Raw genomic sequence first — 23,710 nt, forward strand, 5'->3', positions numbered from 1 at the left:
CGTGGGAGGATCGGCATCGTACGTGTCACGCACAGTCGAAGGGGAGCGTGCGATGGCGACAAAGCCGCCCAAGGGTGATCCGGTTCAGGACGCGCCGCAGGTCGCGGAGCCGAAGCACGCGGCCGTGGGGCTGCCCGCCATCGGGCACACGCTGCGTATCGCCCAGCAGCAGATGGGTGTGCGGCGCACGGTGCTGACGCTGCTGCGGGTGAACCAGAAGGACGGCTTCGACTGCCCGGGCTGCGCCTGGCCGGAGCCGGACCACCGGAACAAGGCGGAGTTCTGTGAGAACGGCGCGAAGGCGGTGGCCGAGGAGGCCACCCTGCGCCGGGTCACCCCGGAGTTCTTCGCCGAGCACGCCGTCGCCGACCTGGCCGGCCGCAGTGGCTACTGGCTGGGGCAGCAGGGCCGGCTCACCCATCCCATGTACCTCCCGGAGGGCGGCACGCACTACGAGCCGGTCACCTGGGAGCGCGCCTTCGACATCGTCGCCGAGGAGTTCGCCGCGCTCTCCTCCCCCGACGAGGCTGTCTTCTACACCTCGGGCCGTACCAGCAACGAGGCCGCGTTCCTGTACCAGCTCTTCGCGCGCGAGCTGGGCACGAACAATCTGCCGGACTGCTCCAACATGTGCCACGAGTCGTCCGGGTCGGCGCTCAGCGAGACCATCGGCATCGGCAAGGGCAGCGTCCTGCTGGAGGATCTGTACAAGGCCGACCTGATCATCGTCGCCGGGCAGAACCCGGGGACGAACCATCCGCGCATGCTCACCGCCCTGGAGAAGGCCAAGGCGAACGGCGCGAAGATCATCAGTGTCAATCCGCTGCCCGAGGCCGGCCTGGAGCGGTTCAAGAACCCGCAGACGCCCCAGGGCCTGCTGAAGGGCGCGGCGCTCACCGATCTGTTCCTGCAGATCCGCATCGGCGGCGACCAGGCGCTCTTCCGGCTGCTCAACAAGCTCGTCCTCGAGACGGACGGCGCGGTCGACGAGGAGTTCATCCGCGAACACACCCACGGTTTCGAGGAGTTCGCCGCGGCCGCGCGTGCCGCCGACTGGGACGAGACGCTCAGGGCGACCGGCCTCACGCGCGCGGAGATCGAGCAGGCCCTCGGCATGGCACTCGCCTCGAAGCGGACCATCGTGTGCTGGGCCATGGGCCTCACCCAGCACAAGCACGCCGTGCCGACCATCCGCGAGGTGGTCAACTTCCTGCTGCTGCGGGGCAACATCGGCCGGCCGGGCGCGGGTGTGTGCCCGGTGCGCGGGCACAGCAACGTCCAGGGCGACCGCACCATGGGCATCTTCGAGCGGCCCGCGCCGGCCTTCCTGGACGCGCTGGAGAAGGAGTTCGGGTTCGCGCCGCCGCGCGAGCACGGCTTCGACGTCGTGCGGGCCATCCGCGCGCTGCGCGACGGCGAGGCGAAGGTGTTCTTCGCCATGGGCGGCAACTTCGTCTCCGCCTCTCCCGACACCGAGGTGACGGAGGCCGCGATGCGGCGGGCGCGGCTGACGGTGCACGTGTCGACCAAGCTCAACCGCTCGCATGTCGTCACGGGTGCGCGGGCGCTGATCCTGCCCACGCTGGGCCGCACCGAGCGGGACCTGCAGGCGAGTGGCGAGCAGTTCGTGACCGTCGAGGACTCGATGGGCATGGTGCACGCCTCGCGCGGGCGGCTGGCGCCGGCGAGCCCGCGGCTCAAGTCCGAGCCCGCGATCATCTGCGCTCTCGCGCGCCGTGTGCTCGGTGAGAGCAGCGTCGTGCCGTGGGAGGAGTTCGAGAAGGACTACGCGACGATCCGTGACCGCATCGCACGCGTGGTCCCCGGTTTCGAGGACTTCAACGCGCGCGTGGCCCGGCCGGGCGGCTTCGTACTGCCGCACGCCCCGCGCGACGAGCGCCGCTTCCCGACCGCCACGGGCAAGGCGAACTTCACGGCCGCGCCGGTGGAGTATCCCGAACTGCCCGAGGGCCGGCTGCTGTTGCAGACCCTGCGCTCACACGACCAGTACAACACCACGATCTACGGCCTGGACGACCGGTACCGGGGCATCACGGGCGGCCGCCGGGTCGTGCTGGTGCACCCCGAGGACGCGCGGGCGCTGGGGTTCGCCGAGGGGTCGTACGTCGACCTGGTGAGCGAGTGGAAGGACGGCGTGGAGCGGCGGGCGCCCGGTTTCCGGGTCGTGCACTATCCGACGACCCGGGGATGCGCGGCGGCGTACTACCCCGAGACGAACGTCCTGGTCCCGCTCGACGCCACGGCCGACACCAGCAACACCCCGGCCAGCAAGTCCGTGGTCGTACGCCTCGAAGGTCACACCGGGACCGCCGGGAGCCGTCTGGAACAATCGGCGACCGACTGAGCGTTTGCTCAGCCAGGAGACAGCCGCAAGAGACAGCTGTACGACGATTGGAGCCGGGCCCATGGGCGAGCAGCAGCAGGTGAAATTCCCGCAGGAGGTCATCGACGAGTACGCAGCACTCGGTGTCGACCTGCCCGCCCTGTTCTCGGCCGGACATCTCGGCACGCGGATGGGTGTGCAGATTCTGGAGGCGTCGGCGGAGAAGGTCGTCGGGACCATGCCGGTGGAGGGCAACACCCAGCCGTACGGCCTGCTGCACGGCGGCGCCTCCGCGGTGCTGGCGGAGACCCTGGGCTCGGTCGGTTCCATGCTGCACGGCGGCAGCTCGAAGATCGCGGTCGGTGTGGACCTGAACTGCACGCATCACAGAGGGGTGCGCTCGGGTCTGGTGACCGGTGTGGCCACACCGGTGCACCGGGGCCGTTCGACGGCGACGTACGAGATCGTGATCAGCGACGAGGAGGGCCGCCGGGTGTGCAGTGCCCGGCTGACCTGCCTGCTGCGGGACGCCCGGCCGGGCGACGCGGCGCAGGTGCCGCCCACCACGGACTGACCACCCGGCACCGGACCGTTGCCCCCCGCCGTCCCTCCCCGTAGCTTCGGCTCATGGGACGGCGAGGGGACCCCCGGCCGGGGGTGAGGTTCCTGGTGTTCGGGCCGGCGCTGCCCGCCCTGCTGTGGGCGACGGCCTGCGCCGGGCCCGCCGGCGCCGGGAACGCGGCCCGCCCCTCACCCCCGACATCCTCACCCTCGGCACCCTCCCCTTCGAAGACCTCCGACACCGACCTGTGCACCCGGCTCGTCACCCACTGGTCCCGCGAGGTGCTCGACAGCCGCACCTACGGCGATTACCAGTCGATGGGCCTGTCCAACGGCCAGTACGCGATCCTGCGGGATGTCGTCGACGCCGCCCGAGCCGTGAAGCGACGTCAAGGGACAAGAGCCGCAGAGGAATTGATCGCCCGTCAGGCGCGCGCGGCCTGCACCGAGCGCTACCGTCACGGCTCCCCGAGCGGAGGCCCCTGGCAATGAGCGGCATCGGTCCACTGGAGCCCGGCGAGGGCACGCACGCGTGGGACACCCGGCACTCGACGACCCCAACTCCCCGCCTCCCGGGCCGGATCCGCTCGGCCCTGGCGGCCCGGTACGCCCGCCACCGGCGCGCCACCCTGGCGGTCACCGCCGCGGCCGCCCTCCTGGCCGGCGGCGGCTACCTCTACGCCACCCGGCCGAAGCCGCCGCCCCCGCCACCCCAGCCCCCGACGCCCTACCCGGCCCAGGTGGTGGACATGAGCTACACGGGCGGCGCGGCCACCGCGGCGGACGCCGCACCCCGCAGTTTCAGCTTCGTCGTGCTACTGAGCGTGGAGTCGGGCCCACCGGTCACCGTGACCCGGGTGACCCAGCCGTACGCGGGACTCGCGCTGGTGACCGACCCGCGTACACCCTTTCGGACAAAGGCGGGTTCGAGCCGCAAGATCACGATAACCATGCACGTGACACAATGCGGAAAAGTACCCATGGACGCCGGGATGCCTTTCCTGGACGTAACTCTGCGTAATACGCGCGCAATGCAGATTCACAGTTACATCCTCGGTTCGCGCTACGCACAGCATCTCTCCCAAGCCCTGAAAGTCGCCTGCAGCAACAGCACCACGTCATGACCAAAACCCTTGAGACGCCTGAATTGATCATGGTGAGTCCTGCGGGTTCTCACATTCCGGACGGGGCGAATCGGCCGGAATTCCGCCCTACCGCCCAGCGCGTACCGCTCTGCATTACGTCGTGTCATAACAAGAGAGTCACAGCCTTGGTCAGACACTCCTCCACGTTCCCTGCACACGCTTAGAGTCACCGCCAGTCACCGCGCCGACTCACAGCCTCACCGACTCGCCTTTTCGGCTTTGTCTCTTCGGGCAGGCGCGCGGCTCGACCGCTTCCATGGGGATGCGGCCGTCCTGTGGGAAAGGACTGATCGTGCGTCAACGTTCGCTCATCGCCATCACCGCCGCGCTGGCAGCGGGAGCACTCACCCTCACCGCCTGCGGCTCGCGCGACAGCGGCGACAAGGGCTCGGACTCCGGCAAGGGCGGCGGCAGCACCGTCGTCATCGGTGTCGACGCCCCGCTGACCGGCGACCTGTCCGCGCTCGGCCTGGGCATCAAGAACTCCGTGGACCTGGCCGTCAATCAGGCCAACAAGAAGAACTACGTCAAGGGCGTCACCTTCAAGATCGAGGCCAAGGACGACCAGGCGCAGCCCTCCTCGGGCCAGCAGAACGCCTCCGCGTTCGTCGGCGACCAGTCCGTCCTCGGTGTCGTCGGCCCGCTGAACTCCTCCGTCGCCCAGTCGATGCAGAAGGTCTTCGACGACGCCAAGCTGGTGGAGGTCTCGCCGGCGAACACCAGCCCGGACCTGACCCAGGGGGCCAACTGGCAGACGACCAAGGCGCGCCCGTACAAGTCGTACTTCCGCACCGCGACCACGGACGCCATCCAGGGCCCGTTCGCCGCGCAGTACATCTACAACAAGGCGAAGAAGACCAAGGTCTTCGTCATCGACGACAAGAAGACCTACGGCGCCGGTCTCGCCAAGACCTTCACGGGCGAGTTCACGAAGCTCGGCGGCAAGGTGGTCGGCACCGAGCACATCAACCCCGACACCAAGGACTTCTCCGCGGTCGCCACCAAGGTGAAGAACTCCGGCGCCCAGGTGGTCTACTACGGCGGCGAGTACCCGCAGGCCGGCCCGCTGAGCAAGCAGATCAAGTCCGCCGGCGCCAACATCCCGCTGATCGGCGGTGACGGTATCTACGCCGACGACTACATCAAGCTGGCCGGCTCCTCCGCCACCGGCGACTTCGCCACCTCGGTCGGCGCGCCGGTCGAGACGCTGCCCTCTGCCAAGGACTTCGTCGCCAACTACAAGGCGGCGGGCTACAAGGAGGAGTACGCGGCCTACGGCGGTTACTCCTACGACTCGGCCTGGGCGATCATCGAGGCCGTGAAGAAGGTCGTCGACGGCAACGGCGGCAAGCTTCCGTCCGACGCCCGCGCGAAGGTCACCGCCGCGATGCAGAACGTCTCCTTCGACGGTGTGACCGGCAAGGTCTCCTTCGACGAGTACGGCGACGCGACCAACAAGCAGCTCACCGTCTACTCCGTGAAGAGCGGCGCCTGGAAGGCCGTGGAGTCCGGCACCTACAACGGCGGCTGATCCCACACCGCACCTGCGAAGAGCCGCGCGGGGCGCGCTGCACCACTGGCGCCCCGCGCGGACTCGCATCCGGCCCCATCCGTCGCACTTTCACGTCCCGGAGGACATGCGGTGAACGAACTGCCGCAGCAGCTGGTCAACGGCCTGCTACTTGGATCCATGTACGGGCTGGTCGCCATCGGCTACACAATGGTCTACGGCATCGTCCAGCTCATCAACTTCGCCCACGGCGAGATCTTCATGACCGGCGCGTTCGGCGCGCTCACGGTCTACGCGTACATCCTTCCCGACGGCACCTCGATGTGGGTCGCCCTGCCGCTGATGCTGGTCGGCGCGATCCTGGTCGCCGTCACCGTCGCCGTCGGAGCGGAACGGTTCGCCTACCGCCCCCTGCGCAACGCCCCGCGCCTCGCGCCCCTCATCACCGCCATCGGCCTCTCCCTTGCTCTGCAGCAGGCGGTGTGGGCCTGGTACCCGGAGGCGAAGTCCGCCCGCACGTTCCCGAACATACCGGGCGGCCCCTTCAACATCGGCAACGTCACCATCCAGACCGGCGACATCTTCCTGGTCGCCGCGGCCCCGATCAGCATGGCGGTCCTCGCCTACTTCGTGATGCGCACCCGCACCGGCCGCGGTATGCAGGCCACCGCGCAGGACCCGGACACCGCGAAGCTGATGGGCGTCAACACCGACCGGATCATCGTGATCGCGTTCGCCGTCGGCGCCGCGTTCGCCGCCGTCGGGGGAGTCGCCTACGGCCTGAAGTACGGTCAGATCGACTTCCGCATGGGCTTCATCCTCGGTCTGAAGGCGTTCACCGCGGCTGTCCTCGGCGGTATCGGCAACATCTACGGCGCCATGCTCGGCGGTCTCGTCCTCGGTGTGGCCGAGGCCCTGTCCACCGCCTACATCGCGGACATCCCCGGCATGGACAAGTTCGGCAGCCAGTCCTGGGCAGATGTCTGGGCGTTCGTACTCCTCATCCTCGTGCTGCTGTTCAGGCCGCAGGGCCTGCTCGGCGAGCGCGTGGCGGACAGGGCGTGACAGCGATGACCACACAGACCACCGCATCCGAGTCCCCCGAGACCCCGGAAACCACGACCGCGCCCGCGGCCCCCGGCTCCGGCCTGATCGGCCTGCCGGCCCCGCTCGGCCGGGCCCTCGCCACCGGCGGCGGCGCCCTCGCGATCGTCTCCACGTTCCTCTCCTGGACCTGGACCACCGACTTCCCCGGCGACCTCACCGTCTACGGCTACCCGGGCGGCCTGCAGGTCCTGGTGCTGATCGGCGGCATCCTCACCACCCTCTTCGGCCTCGCCTCCTACGGCATCAAGGGCCTCGGGTGGCTGACGCCCGGCGGCGCCGACGCCGCCCTGAAGACGGCCGCGCTCGGCACCTTCGCCACCGCCTGGTACACCGTCATCGCCATCAGCTCCGAGCTCGGCGGACTGGTGAACCTGGAGCCCGGCGGTTTCGTCGTCGCCGTCGCCACACTGGTCGCCCTGCTCGGCGCGCTGGCCCTGCCGTTCGAACGGCCGGAGCCGGACCCCGCCGACCCGGACGACACCGGCTGGGAGCTCTTCCGGCACAACAGCCGGCAGAACTGGAACGTGTTCAAGGCCGCGTTCACCGCCGAGACCCCCGGCCCCGCCCGCAAGCTGCCCGCCTACGCGGAGATCCTCGTCATCGTGGCGGCCATGGCCGTCGGCCTGATCGTCTTCTCCTACGGCATCGACACCTCGTACGACGAGCTGTTCATCGGCTTCCTGATCACCGCCGGCTTCGGTTTCGCGACCCTCGCCAAGGCCGGGCTCGTGGCCCGGGTCTCGGCGATCACCGCGCGGCACCGCACCCTCACCATGACCGGTGCGTTCGTGGCCGCCGCGGCCTTCCCGCTCACCCAGTCCGACGACCAGTACGCGACGATCGGCGTCTACATCCTGATCTTCGCCACCGTCGCGCTCGGCCTGAACATCGTCGTCGGCCTCGCCGGCCTCCTCGACCTCGGTTACGTCGCGTTCCTCGGCGTCGGCGCCTACACCTCGGCCCTGGTCTCCGGCTCACCGTCCTCGCCGCTGCACGTCACCTGGCCGTTCTGGGCCTCGGCGTTGCTCGGCGCGGCCGTCGCCATGGTCTTCGGCGTCCTCATCGGCGCCCCCACGCTGCGGCTGCGCGGCGACTACCTGGCCATCGTGACGCTCGGCTTCGGTGAGATCTTCCGGATCACCGTCCTCAACATGGACGGCACCTCCGGCCCGGACGTCACCAACGGCTCCAACGGCATCTCCTCGATCCCGAACCTGGACATCCTCGGCTTCGACTTCGGCCAGGAGCACCAGTTCCTCGGCGCCACCATCGGCCGCTTCGCTAACTACTTCCTGCTGATGCTGCTCATCACGCTCATCGTGGTCGTGGTGTTCCGCCGCAGCAGCGACTCCCGCATCGGACGCGCCTGGATCGCCATCCGCGAGGACGAGACCGCCGCGCTCGCCATGGGCATCAACGGCTTCCGGGTCAAGCTCATCGCGTTCGCGCTCGGCGCCTGCCTGGCCGGTCTCGCCGGCTCCGTGCAGGCCCACGTCACCTACACGGTGACCCCGGAGCAGTACCAGTTCGCCCACGTCGTCCCGCCCAACTCGGCGTTCCTGCTGGCCGCGGTGGTCCTCGGCGGCATGGGCACCATCGCCGGTCCGCTGGTCGGCGCGGCCCTGCTCTACCTGATCCCGGCCAAGCTCCAGTTCCTGGGCGACTACCAGCTCTTCGCCTTCGGCGTCGCGCTCGTACTGCTGATGCGCTTCCGCCCGGAGGGCCTCATCCCCAACCGGCGCCGCCAGCTCGAGTTCCACGAGGAGACCGAAGCGCCCGCCGTCCTCAGCAAGGCAGGGGCCTGATCACGATGACGACCGACACCACCACCCAGGACGCCGCCCCCGACGTCCCCGCCTCCGGCGAGGCCGTCCTCGACGCCCGCGGCGTGACCATGCGCTTCGGCGGTCTGACGGCCGTACGGAACGTGGACCTGACCGTGAACAGCGGGGAGATCGTCGGCCTGATCGGCCCCAACGGCGCCGGCAAGACGACCTTCTTCAACTGCCTGACCGGTCTCTACGTGCCCACCGAGGGCGAGGTCCGCTACCAGGGCCAGGTGCTCCCGCCGAAGTCCTTCAAGGTCACGGCGGCCGGCATCGCCCGTACCTTCCAGAACATCCGGCTGTTCGCGAACATGACGGTCCTGGAGAACGTCCTCGTCGGCCGGCACACCCGCACCAAGGAGGGCCTGTGGTCCGCGCTGCTGCGCGGCCCCGGATTCCACCGTGCCGAGAAGGCCTCCCGCGAACGGGCCATGGAACTGCTGCAGTTCGTGGGCCTGGACCGGAAGGCCGAGCACCTCGCCCGCAACCTCCCCTACGGCGAGCAGCGCAAGCTGGAGATCGCCCGCGCCCTCGCCAGCGAGCCCGGACTGCTGCTGCTCGACGAGCCGACGGCCGGCATGAACCCGCAGGAGACCAGGGCCACCGAGGAACTGGTCTTCGCCATCCGGGACAAGGGCATCGCCGTCCTCGTCATCGAGCACGACATGCGCTTCATCTTCAACCTCTGCGACCGGGTGGCCGTCCTGGTGCAGGGCGAGAAGCTGGTCGAGGGAGACAGCGCGACCGTCCAGGGCGACGAACGCGTGATCGCGGCCTACCTCGGCGAGCCCTTCGAGAACGCGCCCGGCGACGAGGAGGTGGCCGAGGTGGAGGCCGCCGAGGCCAACGCCGAGGCCGGTGAGGCAGCCGGGTCTGCTCAGGCGGATGCCGGTGCCACGGCGGAGGCCGCCGACGCGGACGCCGAGACCACGACCGACGCCGCGCCCGGCAAGGAGAACGACCGATGACCGCACTGCTCGAAGTGGAGGACCTGAGGGTCGCCTACGGCAAGATCGAGGCCGTCAAGGGCATCTCCTTCAAGGTCGAGGCCGGTCAGGTGGTCACCCTCATCGGCACCAACGGCGCCGGCAAGACGACCACCCTGCGCACGCTCTCCGGTCTGCTGAAGCCGGTCGGCGGACAGATCCGGTTCGACGGCAAGTCGCTGAAGAAGGTCCCGGCCCACCAGGTGGTCGCGCTGGGCCTCGCCCACTCCCCCGAGGGGCGGCACATCTTCCCGCGCATGACCATCGAGGACAATCTGCGCCTCGGCGCGTTTCTGCGCAGCGACAAGCCGGGCGTCGAGAAGGACATCCAGCGCGCCTACGACCTCTTCCCCATCCTCGGGGAGCGCAGGAAGCAGGCCGCCGGCACCCTCTCCGGCGGTGAGCAGCAGATGCTGGCGATGGGCCGCGCCCTGATGTCCCAGCCGAAGCTGCTCATGCTGGACGAGCCGTCCATGGGTCTGTCGCCGATCATGATGCAGAAGATCATGGCGACGATCGCCGAGCTGAAGTCCCAGGGCACGACGATCCTGCTGGTCGAGCAGAACGCCCAGGCGGCGCTCTCGCTCGCCGACCAGGGCCATGTCATGGAGGTCGGCAACATCGTCCTGTCCGGCACGGGCCAGGACCTGCTGCACGACGAGTCGGTCCGCAAGGCGTACCTCGGCGAGGACTGACCGCCGGGGCAGACGAAGAGGCCCGCGCCCCCTTCTCCGGGGCGCGGGCCTCTTCGTTCGGCTGCGAGATCAGGCCTTCTTCGCGGCCTTCTTCTCCTCGTTGTCCGCGATGACCGCCTCCGCGACCTGCTGCATCGACATACGCCGGTCCATGGACGTCTTCTGGATCCACCGGAACGCGGCCGGCTCGGTCAGCCCGTACTCGGTCTGGAGGATCGACTTCGCGCGGTCGACCAGCTTGCGGGTCTCCAGCCGCAGGGTGAGGTCGGCGACCTCCTTCTCCAGCTGCTTCAGCTCGGTGAAGCGGGAGACGGCCATCTCGATGGCCGGGACCACATCGCTCTTGCTGAACGGCTTGACCAGGTACGCCATGGCACCGGCGTCCCGGGCGCGCTCGACGAGGTCGCGCTGGGAGAAGGCGGTGAGCATCAGGACCGGGGCGATGGACTCCTCGGCGATCTTCTCGGCCGCCGAGATGCCGTCCAGCTTGGGCATCTTCACGTCCATGATGACCAGGTCCGGCCGGTGCTCGCGGGCCAGCTCGACGGCCTGCTCACCGTCCCCGGCCTCGCCGACGACGGTGTACCCCTCCTCCTCCAGCATCTCTTTCAGGTCGAGCCGGATCAGGGCCTCGTCCTCGGCGATGACGACTCGGGTCGTCAGCGGAGGCACGTGCGACTTGTCGTCGTCGGGCGCGTCTACGGGCTGGGGCGACTCGGGGGTCACGGGGGCTCCTCGTTCCAGGCAGGGGTACTGCTGACAAGAGCCTACCTAGCTACGGTATGGTGGACGCGCGGAGGGTCGGGGGAAACCTTGGATTCTGCGAGCCCCGGTAGCCCAATTGGCAGCAGGCAACGGATTCAAAACCCGTACAGTGTCGGTTCGAGTCCGACCCGGGGCACTTTTCCTTGGATTCCAAGGTCAGCAGTTCTGGCGGGCCCCTCTCGGTGAGGGGCCCTTCGCCGTCGTAGGCCTCGTTACCTCGGGCTGTCGTCCTCGCCGATGTGGTGGACGCGGACCATGTTGGTCGAGCCGGAGACCCCCGGCGGGGAGCCCGCCGTGATCACCACGACGTCGCCCTTCTCGCAGCGGCCGTACTTCAGCAGCAGCTCGTCCACCTGGTCGACCATGGCGTCGGTGGAGTCGACATGCGGGCCGAGGAAGGTCTCGGCGCCCCAGGTCAGGCTGAGCTGGGAGCGGGTCGCGGGCTCCGGGGTGAAGGCGAGCAGCGGGATCGGCGAGCGGTAGCGGGAGAGCCGGCGGGCGGTGTCGCCGGACTGGGTGAAGGCCACGAGGAACTTCGCGCCGAGGAAGTCGCCCATCTCTGCGGCGGCCCGGGCGACCGCGCCGCCCTGGGTGCGCGGCTTGTTCCGCTCGGTCAGCGGTGGCAGGCCCTTGGCCAGCATGTCCTCCTCGGCCGCCGCGACGATCTTCGCCATGGTGCGCACGGTCTCGACCGGGTACTTGCCGACGCTGGTCTCGCCGGAGAGCATCACCGCGTCCGTGCCGTCGAGGACCGCGTTGGCCACGTCGGAGGCCTCGGCGCGGGTCGGCCGGGAGTTGTCGATCATCGAGTCGAGCATCTGGGTGGCCACGATGACCGGCTTGGCATTGCGCTTGGCGAGCTTGACCGCGCGCTTCTGCACGATCGGCACCTGCTCCAGGGGCACCTCCACGCCCAGGTCGCCGCGCGCGACCATCAGGCCGTCGAAGGCGGCCACGATGCCGTCGAGGTTCTCCACGGCCTGCGGCTTCTCGACCTTGGCGATCACCGGGAGGCGGCGGCCCTCCTCGGACATGATGCGGTGCACGTCCGCGGCGTCGTCGCCGCTGCGGACGAAGGAGAGGGCGATGACGTCGAAGCCGGTGCGCAGCGCCCAGCGCAGGTCTTCCTCGTCCTTCTCGGACAGTGCGGGGACGGAGACGGCGACGCCGGGGAGGTTGAGGCCCTTGTGGTCGGAGATCATGCCGCCCTCGACCACGCGGGTGCGGATGCGGGGGCCGTCGACGGCGGTGACCTCCAGGCAGACCTTGCCGTCGTCGACGAGGACACGCTCACCGGGGGTGACGTCTGCGGCGAGGCCGGCGTAGGTGGTGCCGCACCGGTGGCGGTCGCCCTCGACGCCCTCCTCCACGGTGATGGTGAAGATGTCGCCGCGTTCAAGGAGTACGGGGCCTTCGACGAAACGGCCGAGGCGGATCTTCGGACCTTGAAGGTCGGCGAGAATTCCGACGCTGCGACCGGTCTCGTCGGCGGCCTTGCGCACCCGCCGGTAACGCTCCTCGTGTTCGGCGTGGGTGCCGTGGCTGAGATTGAAGCGGGCGACGTCCATTCCGGCGTCGACCAGTGCCTTGATCTGGTCGTACGAGTCGGTGGCGGGCCCCAGAGTACAGACGATCTTTGCTCGGCGCATATGTCGAGCCTAGGCCTTACCCGCGGGTAGAGAATCGGCCGCACATGACCACTCAACAACCTTTGAGTGAAGGGTCATTGACAAGTGTTGAATTGTGCGGCCACTCGCTCCGATGAGCGAATTTCATTCTCCGAGTACTCCGGGGCGCCTTCTAGAGGTCGAGGAGGCTCAGGTCGACGGCGTCGGCGATCGCCTTCGCGCCGGCGTCATTGACGTGCAGGCCGTCGCCGCTGTCGAATTCGGCGCGGATCCGTTCGGGTCGGGCCGGGTCCGCGACGGCGGTGGCCACGTCCACGATGCCGTCGAAGGGGTGTGTGTCCCCGAGGAGCCAGGCGTTGGCCTCGCGCCGCGCGGCCTGGCCGGCTTCGGTGTCGTAACCCTCGTAGACCGTGCCCCCGTACGGGCCGATGGTGGAGCCGACGACTCGGAGACCGGCGGCGTGCAGGCGCTCGGCGAGGAGGGTGAACCCGGCGATGAGATCGGCCGCGCCGGCCCCCTCGGCGGGTTCGGGGTGGGCGCGGAAGCCGGGCATGCCGAGGTCGTTGAGGCCGATGTGGACCAGGACGTGACTGACGCCGGGGACGGCGAGGACGTCGTCGTCGATGCGCGCGAGCAGATGATCGCCGATCTCGTCGGTGAGCAGCCGGTTGCCGGAGATGCCCTGATTGACGATCCAGCCGCGGGTCAGACGGCGGGTGAGCTGCCCGGGGAAGCTGTTGTCGGCGCCCGGGGTGGTGAACGCGCCCGCGATCCAGGAGTCGCCGAAGGCCACGGCGATGCGGGTGCCTTCGGGCGCGAGCACATCGGCACCGGTGAGGTAGTGACCGGTCGGCAACTCCTCGGCGCCTTCCAGGACTTCGGCGTCCAGCCGGTCACCCGGCACGGCGTACCCGATGTCGTAGGGCTGGGTGGAGTAGGTGCTCGGGCCCGTGGGGCGCGGAAGGTAAAGGGTGACCGAGAACTCCTCGCCCGCGGTCACCGCCCGCTCGACCGGGTCGCTGACGATCTCCTCGCCGACCGGGACGGTGACGGCGGGCGAGCCGGAGAAGGTCAGCGCAGTGCCCGTGGCCGGGGCGATGCCGCTGCCACGGGCGCGCCGGGCCAGGTGGGCGCCGCCGATCTCCAGGGGTTCCTTGCCGAAACGATTGCTGAGCCTGATGCGCAGGGCCTCACCTCCCCCGGCCAGGCGCAGCGGCTGTCGTACCGTCTGGTCGGTGAAGCCGCGCGGTTCGAACACGTGGAAGGACTCGTACGGGCTGACGACGGCGGTGCGGTGGGCGGCGATCCAGGTCTTTGTCATGTCAGTCGCCAACACCGCCGTCGGTGGGCCTCTTCCGGGCCTGCCTCCTTTTTACCTTCCCTCGACAAGCGGAGTCAGCCGCAACGGCTTCCGGGGCCGCGGCACCTGGGCGGACAGCTCGAGTCCGAAGGTGGTGAAGGCGGTCCGGGCAGGAAGCCGGTAACGCTCCTTTCCGATGAGCGAGTTGAGGATGGTGGCGCTACGCCAGGCGGCGAGGCCGAGGTCGGGCGCGCCCACGCCGTGGGTGTGCAGCTCGGCGTTCTGGACGTACACCGAGCCGGTCACGCACGGGTCGAGGACGAGCCGGAACTCCCGGTCGATACGGGGGCGTTCGCTGCTGTCGAGGCGCATGTAGGGGTCGAGCCCGGCGAGGACGCGGCTGAGCGGGCGCTCGCGGTAGCCGGTGGCGAGGACGACGGCGCCGGTGGTGAGCCGGGACCGGGTGCCCTGCTGCAGGTGTTCCAGATGGAGTTCGATCTTGGTGGTGGCGATCCGGCCGGCGGTGCGGACCTGGACGGCCGGGGTGAGGACGGCGTCGGGCCAGCCGCCGTTGAGGGAGCGCCGGTACAGCTCGTCGTGGATGGCGGCGAGGGTGCCGGCGTCGATGCCCTTGTGCAGCTGCCACTGGGCGGCGACCAGCCGGTCGCGGACGGGTTCGGCGAGGGCGTGGAAGTAGCGGGTGTGGTCGGGGGTGAAGTGCTCGAGGCCCAGCTTGGAGTACTCCATCGGCGCGAACGTCTCGGTACGGCCGATCCAGTGCAGCTTCTCGCGGCCTGCGGGACGCCGGCGCAGCAGGTCGAGGAAGACCTCGGCGCCGGACTGTCCGGAGCCGACGACGGTGACGTGGTCGGCGGCGAGGAGGGTGTCGCGGTGGTCGAGATAGTCGGCGGCGTGGATGACCGGCACGCCCGGGGCGTCCACCAGCGGCTTGAGCGGGTCGGGCACATGGGGGGCGCTGCCGACGCCGAGCACGACGTTGCGGGTGTAGGTACGGCCCAGGGCCTCGGCCTCGCCCTCGGCGTCGAGCTGGGTGAAGTCGACCTCGAACACGTCCCGTTCGGGGTTCCAGCGGACCGCGTCGACCTGGTGGCCGAAGCGCAGCCGGGGCAGGCTCTGCGCGACCCAGCGGCAGTAGGCGTCGTACTCGGCGCGCTGGATGTGGAAGCGCTCGGTGAAGTAGAAGGGGAAGAGCCGTTCGCGGGACTTGAGGTAGTTGAGGAAGCCCCAGGGGCTGGTCGGGTCGGCGAGGGTCACCAGGTCGGCCAGGAACGGCACTTGGACGGTGGCGCCCTCGATGAGCAGGCCGGGGTGCCAGTCGAAGCCGGGGCGCTGGTCGTAGAAGACGGCGTCGAGTTCGGTGAGCGGATGAGCGAGGGCGGCCAGGGAGAGATTGCACGGGCCGATGCCGACACCGACCAGGTCGCGGGGGGATGAGGGCTCGTTCCGTGGAGGGTTGCTCATACGAGGGTGCCTTCTGTGACGAGTTTCAGGAGCTGGGCCAGGTCGTCCGGCCGGGTGTGGGGGTTGAGGAGGGTGGCCTTGAGCCAGAGGCGGCCGTCGAGCCGGGCGCGCCCGAGGACGGCCCGTCCCTCGTGCAGCAGCCTGCGGCGTACGTCGGCCACGGCGTCGTCGGCCGCCCCGGCGGGCCGGAACAGGACCGTGCTGATCACGGGCCGGTGGTACAGCTCGAAGCCGGGGTGTTCCTCGACGAGGACGGCGAACTCGCGGGCCCGGGCGCAGACCTGGTCGACGAGGGCGCCGAGTCCGGTGCGGCCGAGGGTTCTCAGGGTGACGGCGATCTTGACGACGTCGGGGCGGCGGGTGGTGTGCAGGGAGCGGTCGAGCAGGTCGGGGAGTCCGGCCTCGGTGTCGTCGTCGGCGTTCAGGTAGTCGGCGCGCTGGTGGAGTACGGCGAGTTCGCCGGGGCGGGCGAGGGCGAGGAGGCCGGCGGCGACCGGCAGCCAGCCGAGCTTGTGCAGGTCGAGGGTGACGGTGTGGGCGGTCTCGAGGCCGGCGAGCTTGTCCCGGTGCCGGTCGCTGAAGAGGAGGCCTGCGCCGTAGGCCGCGTCGATGTGCAGACGGGCGCCGTGGGCGGTGCACAGGCCGGCGATCTCGGGCAGCGGGTCGATCAGGCCGGCGTCGGTGGTGCCGGCGGTGGCGGCGACCAGCAGGGGGCCGGAGAGCGTGGTGAGGGCCTCGTCGAGGGCGGCGAGGTCGAGGGTGCCGCCCGCCGCCGGGACGACGACCGGGTCGGGCAGGCCGAGCAGCCAGGCGGCGCGGGGCAGCGAGTGGTGGGCGTTGGCCCCGCACACGAGCCGCACACTGCCGCCGTGCGCCTCGCGGGCGAGCAGCAGGGCGAGCTGGTTGGACTCGGTGCCGCCGGTGGTGACGAGGGCGTCGGCGAGACCGGCGGCGTGGGCGAGGGCGCGGGTGACGGCGGCCTCCAGGGCGGAGGCGGCCGGGGCCTGGTCCCAGGAGTCCAGGGACGGGTTGAGGGCGCTGACGGCGAGGTCGGCGGCGGTGGCCACGGCGAGCGGCGGGCAGTGCAGATGGGCCGAGCACAGCGGGTCGGCCGGGTCGGCGGCGCCCTCCGCGAGGGCGTGCACGAGGGCGCGCAGGGCGTCGGGGTCGCCGTCGTCCGGCAGGACGTCGCCGAGCGCCTCGGCGACGCGCTCGGCGACGGCCTCCGGCCCCCCGGCGGGCACCGGCCCGCCGCGCGCCCGGGCACCGGCCGCGAGCGCGTCGAGGACGGTGCCGAGGAGGGGGCGCAGGGCGGCGGGACCGTGGGGGCCCGAGGCGAGGGGCGGAGTGCGCAGAGGTCCTTCACCGCTCATCGGCTGTCCTCCGCTCCTGGACTGACCCTCAGGGGGTTTCCGGCGCCGGTTGCCTTCCGGCTTGTGGCTGGACTTCCAGCTTGTACGGAAAGAGGCCCGTGCGTCCAAAAAGCCCAACGATCAGAACCCGAAAGGGGGTATCGCCGTACGAAGAAAACACGTTGGGGTGGTACTTACGCCCGGCCCCCGAAGTCCCCGGCGTGGTCGCGCGCCCACTGGGCGAACGGACGGGCCGGGGTGCCGGTCAGCTTCTCCACCGTGCCGGTGATCTCCGGCGGGACGCCGACCGTCTCCTCGAACGTCCGCAGCAGCCGCTCCAGCATGTGCGGCGGGACGTGCGGGAAGAGCTCGGGGCCCGCCTCGCGGGGGTCCGTCTCCACGAACGTCAGCTCCCTGCCAAGAGCGGCGCCGATCGCCGCGAGCTGCCCGTCGTTGGTGATCGCCTCAGGTCCGGTCAGCCGGTGCACGGCGCCCTCGTGTCCGCCGTCGAGCAAGGCCCGCTCCGCGACGGCCGCGATGTCGTCCTCGTGGATGGGCGCGGACAGCCCGTCCGCGAACACGCCCCGGATGGCGTTGCCGGCGCGGATCTGCGGCACCCACTGCAGGGCGTTGGTGGCGAAGGCGTTCGGGCGCAGGAAGGTCCAGTCGAGCCCGCTGTCACGGATCTGCCGTTCGGCGGTGGCGTGCATGATGTGGATGGGATGGGTCTCGTCGGCGCCCTCCTGGATGATGCCACTGGAGAGCAGCACGACGTGCCGTACGCCCTGGGCGCGGGCCGCCGCCAGCAGGTCGGGCGTGCCGGCCTGGGCGTAGAGGAAGAGGGCCGTCGCCCCGCCGAACAGGGCGGCCGGGTCGTCCGGCTGGAACCGGACCACTTCGGCGCCCTCGGGCAGGGCGGCCCGCTGCGGGTCGCGGGTGAGCGCCCGCACGGGCCGGCCCGCGGCGAGCAGACGGTCTACGAGGGCACGGCCGACATTGCCGGTCGCGCCGGTCACTACGATCACGGAAACTACCTCCGAAGGCTCGGCTGTTCGTTCCTGACAGCTCGAGCCTAGGGAGACGGTCCGGATCGCGGCATCGTCGGCAAGGACCAGCCGCGCCCTAGGCCGACGGACCTACTCCGCCCTTTCCACCTGCGCCTCTGCCGATTCGGCGGCGCGCACCCGCAGGGCGCGGGCCAGGTCGTCGAGGCGGTCGGCAAGGGTGCGGCGCAGCGCCGGGGTGGGGTCGGCCTCGCGCAGGCAGGCCTCGCCGAGCCGCAGGTTCCCGGTGTCGACGGCGTGGGCCGGGAAGGCCCAGCGGCCGGCGGCGACGGCTATGGCAGGGCCGCGCCGGGCGCCGACGGCGACCGCGTCCGCGTAGAAGCGCGGCACGTACTCCCGTACCAGATCGGCCTGTTCGGGCTGCCAGAAGCCCTGCGCGGTGGCTGTGAACAGGTAGTTGGACAGGTCGTCGCCGGCGAACATCGCCTCCCAGGCCGCCCGCTTGGCCTCCGGGTCGGGCAGGGCGGCACGGCAGCGGGCGGCGCCCTCCTGGCCGGTGGCGCTCGGGTCGCGCTCCAGCTCGGCGGCGATGGCGGCCTCGTCGGCGGCGCCGAGCACGGCGAGCCGGCCGAGGATGCGCCAGCGCAGCTCGGGGTCGAGTTCCGGCCCGCCGGGCACCGTGCCGTCGGCGAGCCAGGCAGCGATGGTGTCGGGGTGGGCGGCCGCGCTGATCAGGTGCCGTACGGCGATCAGGCGCAGGTCGGGGTGGTCGCCGTCCTCGGTGCGCCGCAGCAGGTCGCGGCAGAGGGCGGTGAGGGTCGCCAGGGCGGTCGGGCGGTCCTCGGGCTTCAGGTACTGGTCGGCGATCTGGCCGGAGGCGAAGGCGAGGACGCCCTGGACGAGGGCCAGGTCGGTCTCCCGCGGCAGGTGGGTACGGGCCGTCTCCAGGTAGGCGGCGGGCGGGAGTTCGCCGTCGCGCACCGCGTCCCGCAGGGCGTTCCAGACGACCGCGCGGGTGAGCGGGTCGGGCAGGCCGGACAGGCCGGCGCGGACCGTGTCGAAGGACCCGTCGTCGAAGCGGACCTTGGCGTAGGTGAGGTCGCCGTCGTTGAGCAGGAGCAGCGCGGGACGCTTGCCGATGGGCTGCGGGGCGCTCTGCGGGACGTCGAGGTCGAGGCGCTCGCGCAGCACCAGCCGGCCCTCGTCGGCGAGGTCGTGGTCGTACAGGCCGACGGTGAGGCGGTGCGGGCGGCCGCCCGCGCGGTCGACGGTCAGCGTGCAGGTGCCGTCGGCGGGGGCGACGACGGGCGTGAGCTTGTCCACGCCCGTGGTGCGCAGCCAGCTGTCGGCCCAGGCGGGCACGTCGCGCTCGGTCGCGGAGGCGAGGGAGTCGATGAAGTCGGCGAGCGTGGCGTTGCCGAACTTGTGCCGGGCGAAGTGGGTGTTGATGCCGGTGAGGAAGTCCTTCTCGCCGAGCCAGGCGGCCAGCTGGCGCAGCGCGGAGGCGCCCTTGGCGTAGGAGATGCCGTCGAAGTTGAGCAGCGCGGAGGCCGTGTCGTCGACCTTCTCGGGGGCGACGGGGTGGGTGGTGGGCCGCTGGTCGGCGTCGTAGCCCCAGGCCTTGCGGGTGACGCCGAACTCGGTCCAGGGGCCGGTGAAGCGGGTGGCCTCGGCGGTGGTCTGGTAGCCCATGTACTCGGCGAAGGACTCGTTCAGCCAGATGTCGTCCCACCACTTGAGGGTGACGAGGTCGCCGAACCACATGTGGGCCATCTCGTGCGCGATGACCATGGCACGGGTCTGCCGCTCGGTGTCGGTGACGGCGGAGCGGTAGACGAAGTCGTCGCGGAAGGTGACCAGGCCGGGGTTCTCCATGGCGCCGGCGTTGAACTCGGGGACGAACGCCTGGTCGTAGGAGTCGAAGGGGTACGGCTCCTCGAACTTCTCGTGGTAGCGGTCGAAGCACGCGCGCGTGATGTCGAGGATCTCCTCGGCGTCGGCGTCGAGGTGCGGCGCGAGGGAGCGGCGGCAGTGGATGCCGAAGGGCAGTCCGCGGTGCTCGGTGCGCACCGAGTGCCAGGGGCCGCCGGCGACGGCGACGAGGTAGGTGGAGATCCGCGGGGTGGGCGCGGCCTGCCAGACGCCGTCGGCGCGCTGTTCGGTGATGCCGTTGGCGAGCACGGTCCAGCCCTCGGGCGCCTTGACGCGGACCTCGAAGACGGCCTTCAGATCGGGCTGGTCGAAGGCGGCGAAGACACGCTGGACGTCGTCCATGAACATCTGCGTGTAGACGTAGGTCTCGCCGTCGCTCGGGTCGGTGAAGCGGTGCATGCCCTCGCCGGTGCGGGAGTAGCGCATGACCGCGTCGACGTGCAGTTCGTGCTCGCCCGCGGTGAGGCCCTTGAGCGCCAGCCGGCCGTCGTCGAGCGACTCGGGGTCGAGGGGCTCTCCGTCGAGCGTGACGGCGCGCAACTCGGCGGGCTTCAGCTCCACGAACGTGTCCCCGGCGGACCGCACGGTGAACCGGATCACCGTACGGGAGCCGAAGGTGTCGTCCCCGGTCGTCAGGTCCAGTTCGACCGTGTAGCGGTGGACGTCGAGGAGCTGTGCTCGGAGCTGCGCTTCATCGCGCGTGAGTACGGACATGCAGGCCATGCTGCCTGATCCCACTGACAGCGCACAGGGGGTGGTCAGGTTCACGGCTTATGTCCGGATCACCATCCTGGCCCGCGACCGCTCCCGACCACTCCAGCCCGCTTCCGACCGGCCCCGACCGGTGCTGAACCCTCCCCTAGTGCTCACTGTCCTGACCATTGGCGGTGTCCTCGGCGATCCGCTCGTGGTGCCGGATCACCTCCGCGATGATGAAATTCAGGAACTTCTCGGCGAAGGCCGGGTCGAGCTTGGCGTTCTCCGCCAGGCGGCGCAGCCGCGCGATCTGGCGGGCCTCGCGGGCCGGGTCGGCGGGCGGCAGCTGGTGCACCGCCTTGAGCCGGCCGACCTGCTGGGTGGCCTTGAAACGCTCGGCGAGCAGGTGGACGACGGCCGCGTCGATGTTGTCGATGCTGTCGCGCAGCCGGTCCAGTTCCCGACGGACCTCGGGGTCCACGTCGCCGGTTCCGATGTCGCTGGTCATGGACGTCACCCTATGGGTTCACCGGGGCGGATCTCCCCGGTGTCCGGAGAGTGGATCATCGGTGGATCGTCGGGGTCCGGAACACGGTCGCTCCATCCCCCGGGCACGCTGCGGCCCTGCTGGGCACGGAAGCGGACCGGGGCGAGGCCCACACGGCGGGTGAACAGCCGGGAGAAGTACGCGGGGTCGTCGTAGCCGACGCGGCGGGCGACGGCCGCGACGGGCAGCTCGGTGGCGGCGAGGAGTTCCTTGGCGCGGCCGAGGCGGATGCCGAGCAGATAGTCCTTGGGGCTGCAGCCCGCGGCCCGGCGTACGGCACTGCGCAGCTCGGCAGGGGTCATGCCGTGCACGCGCGCGTGGTCGGCGACGCTCATCGGCGTGCAGGCGTCCCGTGCGAGCGCCTCGAGCACCTGGTCGCCGTCCGGGGCGAGGTCGGCGCGGGCGCGGCGCAGGGCGACGAGCAGCTCGTGCACGGCGGCGCCGGTCTCCACCTCCAGCAGCGGGTTGCCGCGGCGGGCGGCGCGGGCGATACGGGCGACCACCGCGCGGGGCCCGGAGGCGTCGGAGAGCGGGACGACGGGCCGCTCGGGTTCGATGTAGCCCAGTTCGGTGTACGTCACGGTGGCGGGCCCGGCGAAGTCGACGAAGCCCTCGTCCCAGCCGGTGTCCGGGTCGGGCGCGTAGTGGTGCGGCACGCCGGGGGTGAGCCAGAGCAGCGCGGGCGCGGTGACGGCCGTGCGGCGGCCGTCGGCGCCCCGGTACCAGCCGCGGCCCGAGCCGATCACGACGGCCACGTGGTGGTCGAGGGTGCGCGGGCCGACCGTGGGCAGCGCGCCGTACTGGAGGCCGACGCCGAGGCAGACCAGGCCGAGGCCGTGGTGTGCGGGGCCGGGGCTGAAGAACCGCATCCAGGTCTGGTACATCGGCGCTCCTCCCGGCGTCGGCAACGGCGGACTTCGGTCCAGGCGCTTGCGCCCGGCGTCTGTGCTCCGCGCTTGCGCCCGGCGTCTGAGCCCGGCGCTTTTGTCCAAGCACCGACGATCTTCGTCCATGGCACGGATCGCCGGAAGGGGTGAGGCTGGGACGCATGAGCGAGTTCACGGTGGGGGAATCCGACTTCCTGCTGGACGGGTGGCCGGTACGGCTGCTGTCCGGGGCGCTGCACTACTTCCGGGTGCACGAGGAGCACTGGCGGCACCGGCTGGCGATGCTGCGGGCGATGGGCCTGAACTGCGTGGAGACGTACGTCCCCTGGAACCTGCACCAGCCGCGCCCGGGCGGCTACCAGGACGTGCAGGCGCTCGGCCGGTTCCTGGACGCCGTCCGGGAGGCCGGTCTGTGGGCGATCGTGCGGCCGGGCCCCTACATCTGCGCCGAGTGGGAGAACGGCGGACTGCCGCCCTGGGTCACGGGCGGGCCGGGCACGCGCGTACGCACGCGTGACGAGCGCTATCTGTCCCATGTGGAGCACTGGTTCCACCACCTGATGCACGAGATCGTGCCCCGGCAGATCGACCGCGGCGGCCCGGTGATCCTGGTGCAGGTCGAGAACGAGTACGGCAGCTACGGCAGTGACACCGGCTATCTGGAGGAGCTGGCGGATCTGCTGCGCGCCAAGGGGGTCACGGTTCCGCTGTTCACCTCGGACGGTCCCGAGGACCACATGCTGACCGGCGGTTCGCTGCCCGGGGTGCTCGCCACGGTGAATTTCGGCTCCCACGCGCGCGAGGCGTTCGAGATGCTGCGCCGCCATCGCCCCGAGGGCCCACTGATGTGCATGGAATTCTGGTGCGGCTGGTTCGACCACTGGGCCGGCGAACATGTCGTACGGGCCCCCGAGAAGGCCGCCGGTGCCCTGCGGGAGATCCTGGAGTGCGGGGCCTCGGTGAACCTCTACATGGCGCACGGCGGCACGAGTTTCGGCGGCTGGGCGGGCGCCAACCGGGGCGGCGGCGAGCTGCACGAGGGCCCGCTGGAGCCGGACGTGACCTCGTACGACTACGACGCCCCCGTGGACGAGTACGGCCGCCCGACGCAGAAGTTCTGGCACTTCCGCGAGGTACTGGCCGGGTACCACGACGAGCCGTTGCCCGAACTGCCGCCGACACCCACCCCCTTGGGCAGCCCGGCGGAGGTGACCCTCGACGCGTGGGCGCCCTTGGGGGACGTCCTGGACGCACTGGGCGGCCAGGAGTCGGTGGCACCCGTGCCGCCCACCTTCGAGGAACTGCACATCACCCGCGGCCTGGTGCGCTACGAGGTGGACGTGCCCGGCCCCCGGCAGCCGTACCCGCTGACCCTGCGGGGGCTGCGGGATCTCGCGGTGGTGTACGTCGACGGTGAGCGGGCCGGCGTGCTCACCGAGGAGGAACCGCGGCTGAAGGAGCCCGTCGCGGGCCCCGCGCGCGTGGAGGTGTGGGTGGAGTCGCTGGGGCGCGTGAACTACGGGCCGCGCTTCGGCGAGGCGAAGGGGATCACCGGCGGCATCCTGCACGAGCGGCAGTTTCTGCACGGGGTACGCGCGCGTGGGCTGGATCTGGACGCCTTCTCCTCCTCCGGCGCAGTGGCGCGGGTGCCGTTCGGCGCGCTGCCCGGGGCGGGCGCCGCGGGCCTGTACCGAGGGACCGTGATCGTCCACGGGGCCGGGGACGCCCGGCTGGAGCTGCCCGGCCGGACGCGCGGCTTCGTCTGGATCAACGGCTTCAACCTGGGCCGTTACTGGTCGGTGGGCCCCCAACGGTCCCTGTACGTCCCCGGCCCGGTGCTGCGCGAGGGCGAGAACGAGGTGTGGGTGCTGGAGCTCCAGGAGACGGACCCGGACCACCCGGCGCCCCGGCTCCTGCCCGTGTGACCAGCCGCCCTTCCCGCC

The 23,710-nt window shown here is 70.8% G+C and carries 19 protein-coding genes and 1 tRNA gene; 11 read left to right on the plus strand and 9 right to left on the minus strand.

Translation table 11 applies throughout. From position 1 onward, the window contains the following. Positions 1 to 52 precede the first annotated feature (52 nt). From ACWC0C_RS35940 to ACWC0C_RS35980, 9 genes are all read left to right on the plus strand, one after another. Positions 53 to 2,365 carry an FdhF/YdeP family oxidoreductase gene (locus ACWC0C_RS35940; protein ID WP_450868454.1) on the plus strand — a complete coding sequence of 771 codons (2,313 nt, stop codon included), beginning with the start codon at positions 53 to 55 and terminating at the stop codon, positions 2,363 to 2,365. A gap of 61 nt (positions 2,366 to 2,426) precedes the next feature. Next, positions 2,427 to 2,918 carry a hotdog fold thioesterase gene (locus ACWC0C_RS35945; protein ID WP_449195973.1) on the plus strand — a complete coding sequence of 164 codons (492 nt, stop codon included), beginning with the start codon at positions 2,427 to 2,429 and terminating at the stop codon, positions 2,916 to 2,918. A 53-nt stretch (positions 2,919 to 2,971) separates the two neighbouring features. Further along, positions 2,972 to 3,397, plus strand: a complete 426-nt coding sequence (locus ACWC0C_RS35950) for a hypothetical protein (protein ID WP_450868455.1) — start codon at positions 2,972 to 2,974, stop codon at positions 3,395 to 3,397. Next, entirely contained in the window at positions 3,394 to 4,029 is a 636-nt protein-coding gene (locus ACWC0C_RS35955; protein WP_450868456.1) for a Tat pathway signal sequence domain protein, read from the plus strand. The genes ACWC0C_RS35950 and ACWC0C_RS35955 overlap by 4 nt, the downstream gene beginning before the upstream one ends. 313 nt (positions 4,030 to 4,342) lie before the next feature. Then, on the plus strand, positions 4,343 to 5,581 hold the full coding sequence (locus tag ACWC0C_RS35960) for a branched-chain amino acid ABC transporter substrate-binding protein (RefSeq protein ID WP_449195976.1): 1,239 nt from the start codon (positions 4,343 to 4,345) through the stop codon (positions 5,579 to 5,581). Between the two features lie 111 nt (positions 5,582 to 5,692). Beyond that, positions 5,693 to 6,625, plus strand: a complete 933-nt coding sequence (locus ACWC0C_RS35965) for a branched-chain amino acid ABC transporter permease (RefSeq protein WP_449195977.1) — start codon at positions 5,693 to 5,695, stop codon at positions 6,623 to 6,625. Between the two features lie 5 nt (positions 6,626 to 6,630). After that, a complete protein-coding gene (locus tag ACWC0C_RS35970) occupies positions 6,631 to 8,472 on the plus strand; it encodes a branched-chain amino acid ABC transporter permease (RefSeq protein ID WP_449195978.1) in 1,842 nt (613 codons plus the stop codon). A 5-nt stretch (positions 8,473 to 8,477) separates the two neighbouring features. After that, on the plus strand, positions 8,478 to 9,461 hold the full coding sequence (locus ACWC0C_RS35975; RefSeq protein ID WP_450868459.1) for an ABC transporter ATP-binding protein: 984 nt from the start codon (positions 8,478 to 8,480) through the stop codon (positions 9,459 to 9,461). Continuing rightward, entirely contained in the window at positions 9,458 to 10,174 is a 717-nt protein-coding gene (locus tag ACWC0C_RS35980; protein ID WP_449195980.1) for an ABC transporter ATP-binding protein, read from the plus strand. Before ACWC0C_RS35975 ends, ACWC0C_RS35980 begins: the two co-directional genes overlap by 4 nt. A 69-nt stretch (positions 10,175 to 10,243) precedes the next feature. Here the strand turns inward: ACWC0C_RS35980 and ACWC0C_RS35985 are convergent, their stop codons facing one another. Further along, the gene (locus ACWC0C_RS35985) at positions 10,244 to 10,900 is read right to left on the minus strand and encodes an ANTAR domain-containing response regulator (RefSeq protein ID WP_450868461.1); all 657 of its coding nucleotides are present in this window, start codon (positions 10,898 to 10,900) and stop codon (positions 10,244 to 10,246) included. A gap of 100 nt (positions 10,901 to 11,000) precedes the next feature. Here ACWC0C_RS35985 and ACWC0C_RS35990 point away from each other — a divergent pair. Further along, a tRNA-Leu gene (locus ACWC0C_RS35990) sits at positions 11,001 to 11,075 on the plus strand. Positions 11,076 to 11,151: 76 nt separating this feature from the next. Here ACWC0C_RS35990 and pyk read toward each other — a convergent pair. The 8 genes from pyk to ACWC0C_RS36030 form a co-directional block, all read right to left on the minus strand. Then, positions 11,152 to 12,588, minus strand: a complete 1,437-nt coding sequence (gene pyk / locus ACWC0C_RS35995; protein ID WP_450868462.1) for a pyruvate kinase — start codon at positions 12,586 to 12,588, stop codon at positions 11,152 to 11,154. Between the two features lie 151 nt (positions 12,589 to 12,739). Next, the gene (locus tag ACWC0C_RS36000) at positions 12,740 to 13,888 is read right to left on the minus strand and encodes a GDSL-type esterase/lipase family protein (protein WP_450868463.1); all 1,149 of its coding nucleotides are present in this window, start codon (positions 13,886 to 13,888) and stop codon (positions 12,740 to 12,742) included. A gap of 51 nt (positions 13,889 to 13,939) precedes the next feature. Beyond that, positions 13,940 to 15,349 carry a lysine N(6)-hydroxylase/L-ornithine N(5)-oxygenase family protein gene (locus ACWC0C_RS36005; protein WP_450868464.1) on the minus strand — a complete coding sequence of 470 codons (1,410 nt, stop codon included), beginning with the start codon at positions 15,347 to 15,349 and terminating at the stop codon, positions 13,940 to 13,942. Beyond that, positions 15,346 to 16,722, minus strand: a complete 1,377-nt coding sequence (locus tag ACWC0C_RS36010; protein ID WP_450868466.1) for a pyridoxal phosphate-dependent decarboxylase family protein — start codon at positions 16,720 to 16,722, stop codon at positions 15,346 to 15,348. The genes ACWC0C_RS36005 and ACWC0C_RS36010 overlap by 4 nt, the downstream gene beginning before the upstream one ends. A gap of 173 nt (positions 16,723 to 16,895) precedes the next feature. Further along, a complete protein-coding gene (locus tag ACWC0C_RS36015) occupies positions 16,896 to 17,726 on the minus strand; it encodes an NAD(P)H-binding protein (protein ID WP_450868468.1) in 831 nt (276 codons plus the stop codon). Positions 17,727 to 17,837: 111 nt separating this feature from the next. Next, on the minus strand, positions 17,838 to 20,351 hold the full coding sequence (gene pepN, locus ACWC0C_RS36020; protein ID WP_450868469.1) for an aminopeptidase N: 2,514 nt from the start codon (positions 20,349 to 20,351) through the stop codon (positions 17,838 to 17,840). Positions 20,352 to 20,496: 145 nt separating this feature from the next. Beyond that, positions 20,497 to 20,841, minus strand: a complete 345-nt coding sequence (locus ACWC0C_RS36025; RefSeq protein WP_449195988.1) for a chorismate mutase — start codon at positions 20,839 to 20,841, stop codon at positions 20,497 to 20,499. 5 nt (positions 20,842 to 20,846) lie between these two features. Next, positions 20,847 to 21,764 carry a helix-turn-helix domain-containing protein gene (locus tag ACWC0C_RS36030; RefSeq protein WP_450868470.1) on the minus strand — a complete coding sequence of 306 codons (918 nt, stop codon included), beginning with the start codon at positions 21,762 to 21,764 and terminating at the stop codon, positions 20,847 to 20,849. Positions 21,765 to 21,928: 164 nt separating this feature from the next. Here ACWC0C_RS36030 and ACWC0C_RS36035 point away from each other — a divergent pair, with 164 nt between their 5' ends. After that, a complete protein-coding gene (locus ACWC0C_RS36035) occupies positions 21,929 to 23,692 on the plus strand; it encodes a glycoside hydrolase family 35 protein (RefSeq protein WP_450868471.1) in 1,764 nt (587 codons plus the stop codon). The last annotated feature ends 18 nt before the right edge of the window (positions 23,693 to 23,710 follow it).

This window comes from Streptomyces sp. NPDC001709 (assembly GCF_053596375.1).

Excerpts from the sequence above, each read along its gene's own strand:
- ACWC0C_RS36005 (WP_450868464.1), bottom strand. The coding sequence starts at position 15,349 with ATGAGCAACCCTCCACGGAACGAGCCCTCATCCCCCCGCGACCTGGTC.
- ACWC0C_RS35955 (WP_450868456.1), top strand. The coding sequence starts at position 3,394 with ATGAGCGGCATCGGTCCACTGGAGCCCGGCGAGGGCACGCACGCGTGG.
- pyk (WP_450868462.1), bottom strand. The coding sequence starts at position 12,588 with ATGCGCCGAGCAAAGATCGTCTGTACTCTGGGGCCCGCCACCGACTCG.
- ACWC0C_RS36025 (WP_449195988.1), bottom strand. The coding sequence starts at position 20,841 with ATGACCAGCGACATCGGAACCGGCGACGTGGACCCCGAGGTCCGTCGG.
- ACWC0C_RS35970 (WP_449195978.1), top strand. The coding sequence starts at position 6,631 with ATGACCACACAGACCACCGCATCCGAGTCCCCCGAGACCCCGGAAACC.
- ACWC0C_RS35940 (WP_450868454.1), top strand. The coding sequence starts at position 53 with ATGGCGACAAAGCCGCCCAAGGGTGATCCGGTTCAGGACGCGCCGCAG.
- ACWC0C_RS36010 (WP_450868466.1), bottom strand. The coding sequence starts at position 16,722 with ATGAGCGGTGAAGGACCTCTGCGCACTCCGCCCCTCGCCTCGGGCCCC.
- ACWC0C_RS35945 (WP_449195973.1), top strand. The coding sequence starts at position 2,427 with ATGGGCGAGCAGCAGCAGGTGAAATTCCCGCAGGAGGTCATCGACGAG.
- ACWC0C_RS35950 (WP_450868455.1), top strand. The coding sequence starts at position 2,972 with ATGGGACGGCGAGGGGACCCCCGGCCGGGGGTGAGGTTCCTGGTGTTC.
- ACWC0C_RS36035 (WP_450868471.1), top strand. The coding sequence starts at position 21,929 with ATGAGCGAGTTCACGGTGGGGGAATCCGACTTCCTGCTGGACGGGTGG.
- ACWC0C_RS35975 (WP_450868459.1), top strand. The coding sequence starts at position 8,478 with ATGACGACCGACACCACCACCCAGGACGCCGCCCCCGACGTCCCCGCC.
- pepN (WP_450868469.1), bottom strand. The coding sequence starts at position 20,351 with ATGTCCGTACTCACGCGCGATGAAGCGCAGCTCCGAGCACAGCTCCTC.
- ACWC0C_RS36030 (WP_450868470.1), bottom strand. The coding sequence starts at position 21,764 with ATGTACCAGACCTGGATGCGGTTCTTCAGCCCCGGCCCCGCACACCAC.
- ACWC0C_RS35980 (WP_449195980.1), top strand. The coding sequence starts at position 9,458 with ATGACCGCACTGCTCGAAGTGGAGGACCTGAGGGTCGCCTACGGCAAG.
- ACWC0C_RS36000 (WP_450868463.1), bottom strand. The coding sequence starts at position 13,888 with ATGACAAAGACCTGGATCGCCGCCCACCGCACCGCCGTCGTCAGCCCG.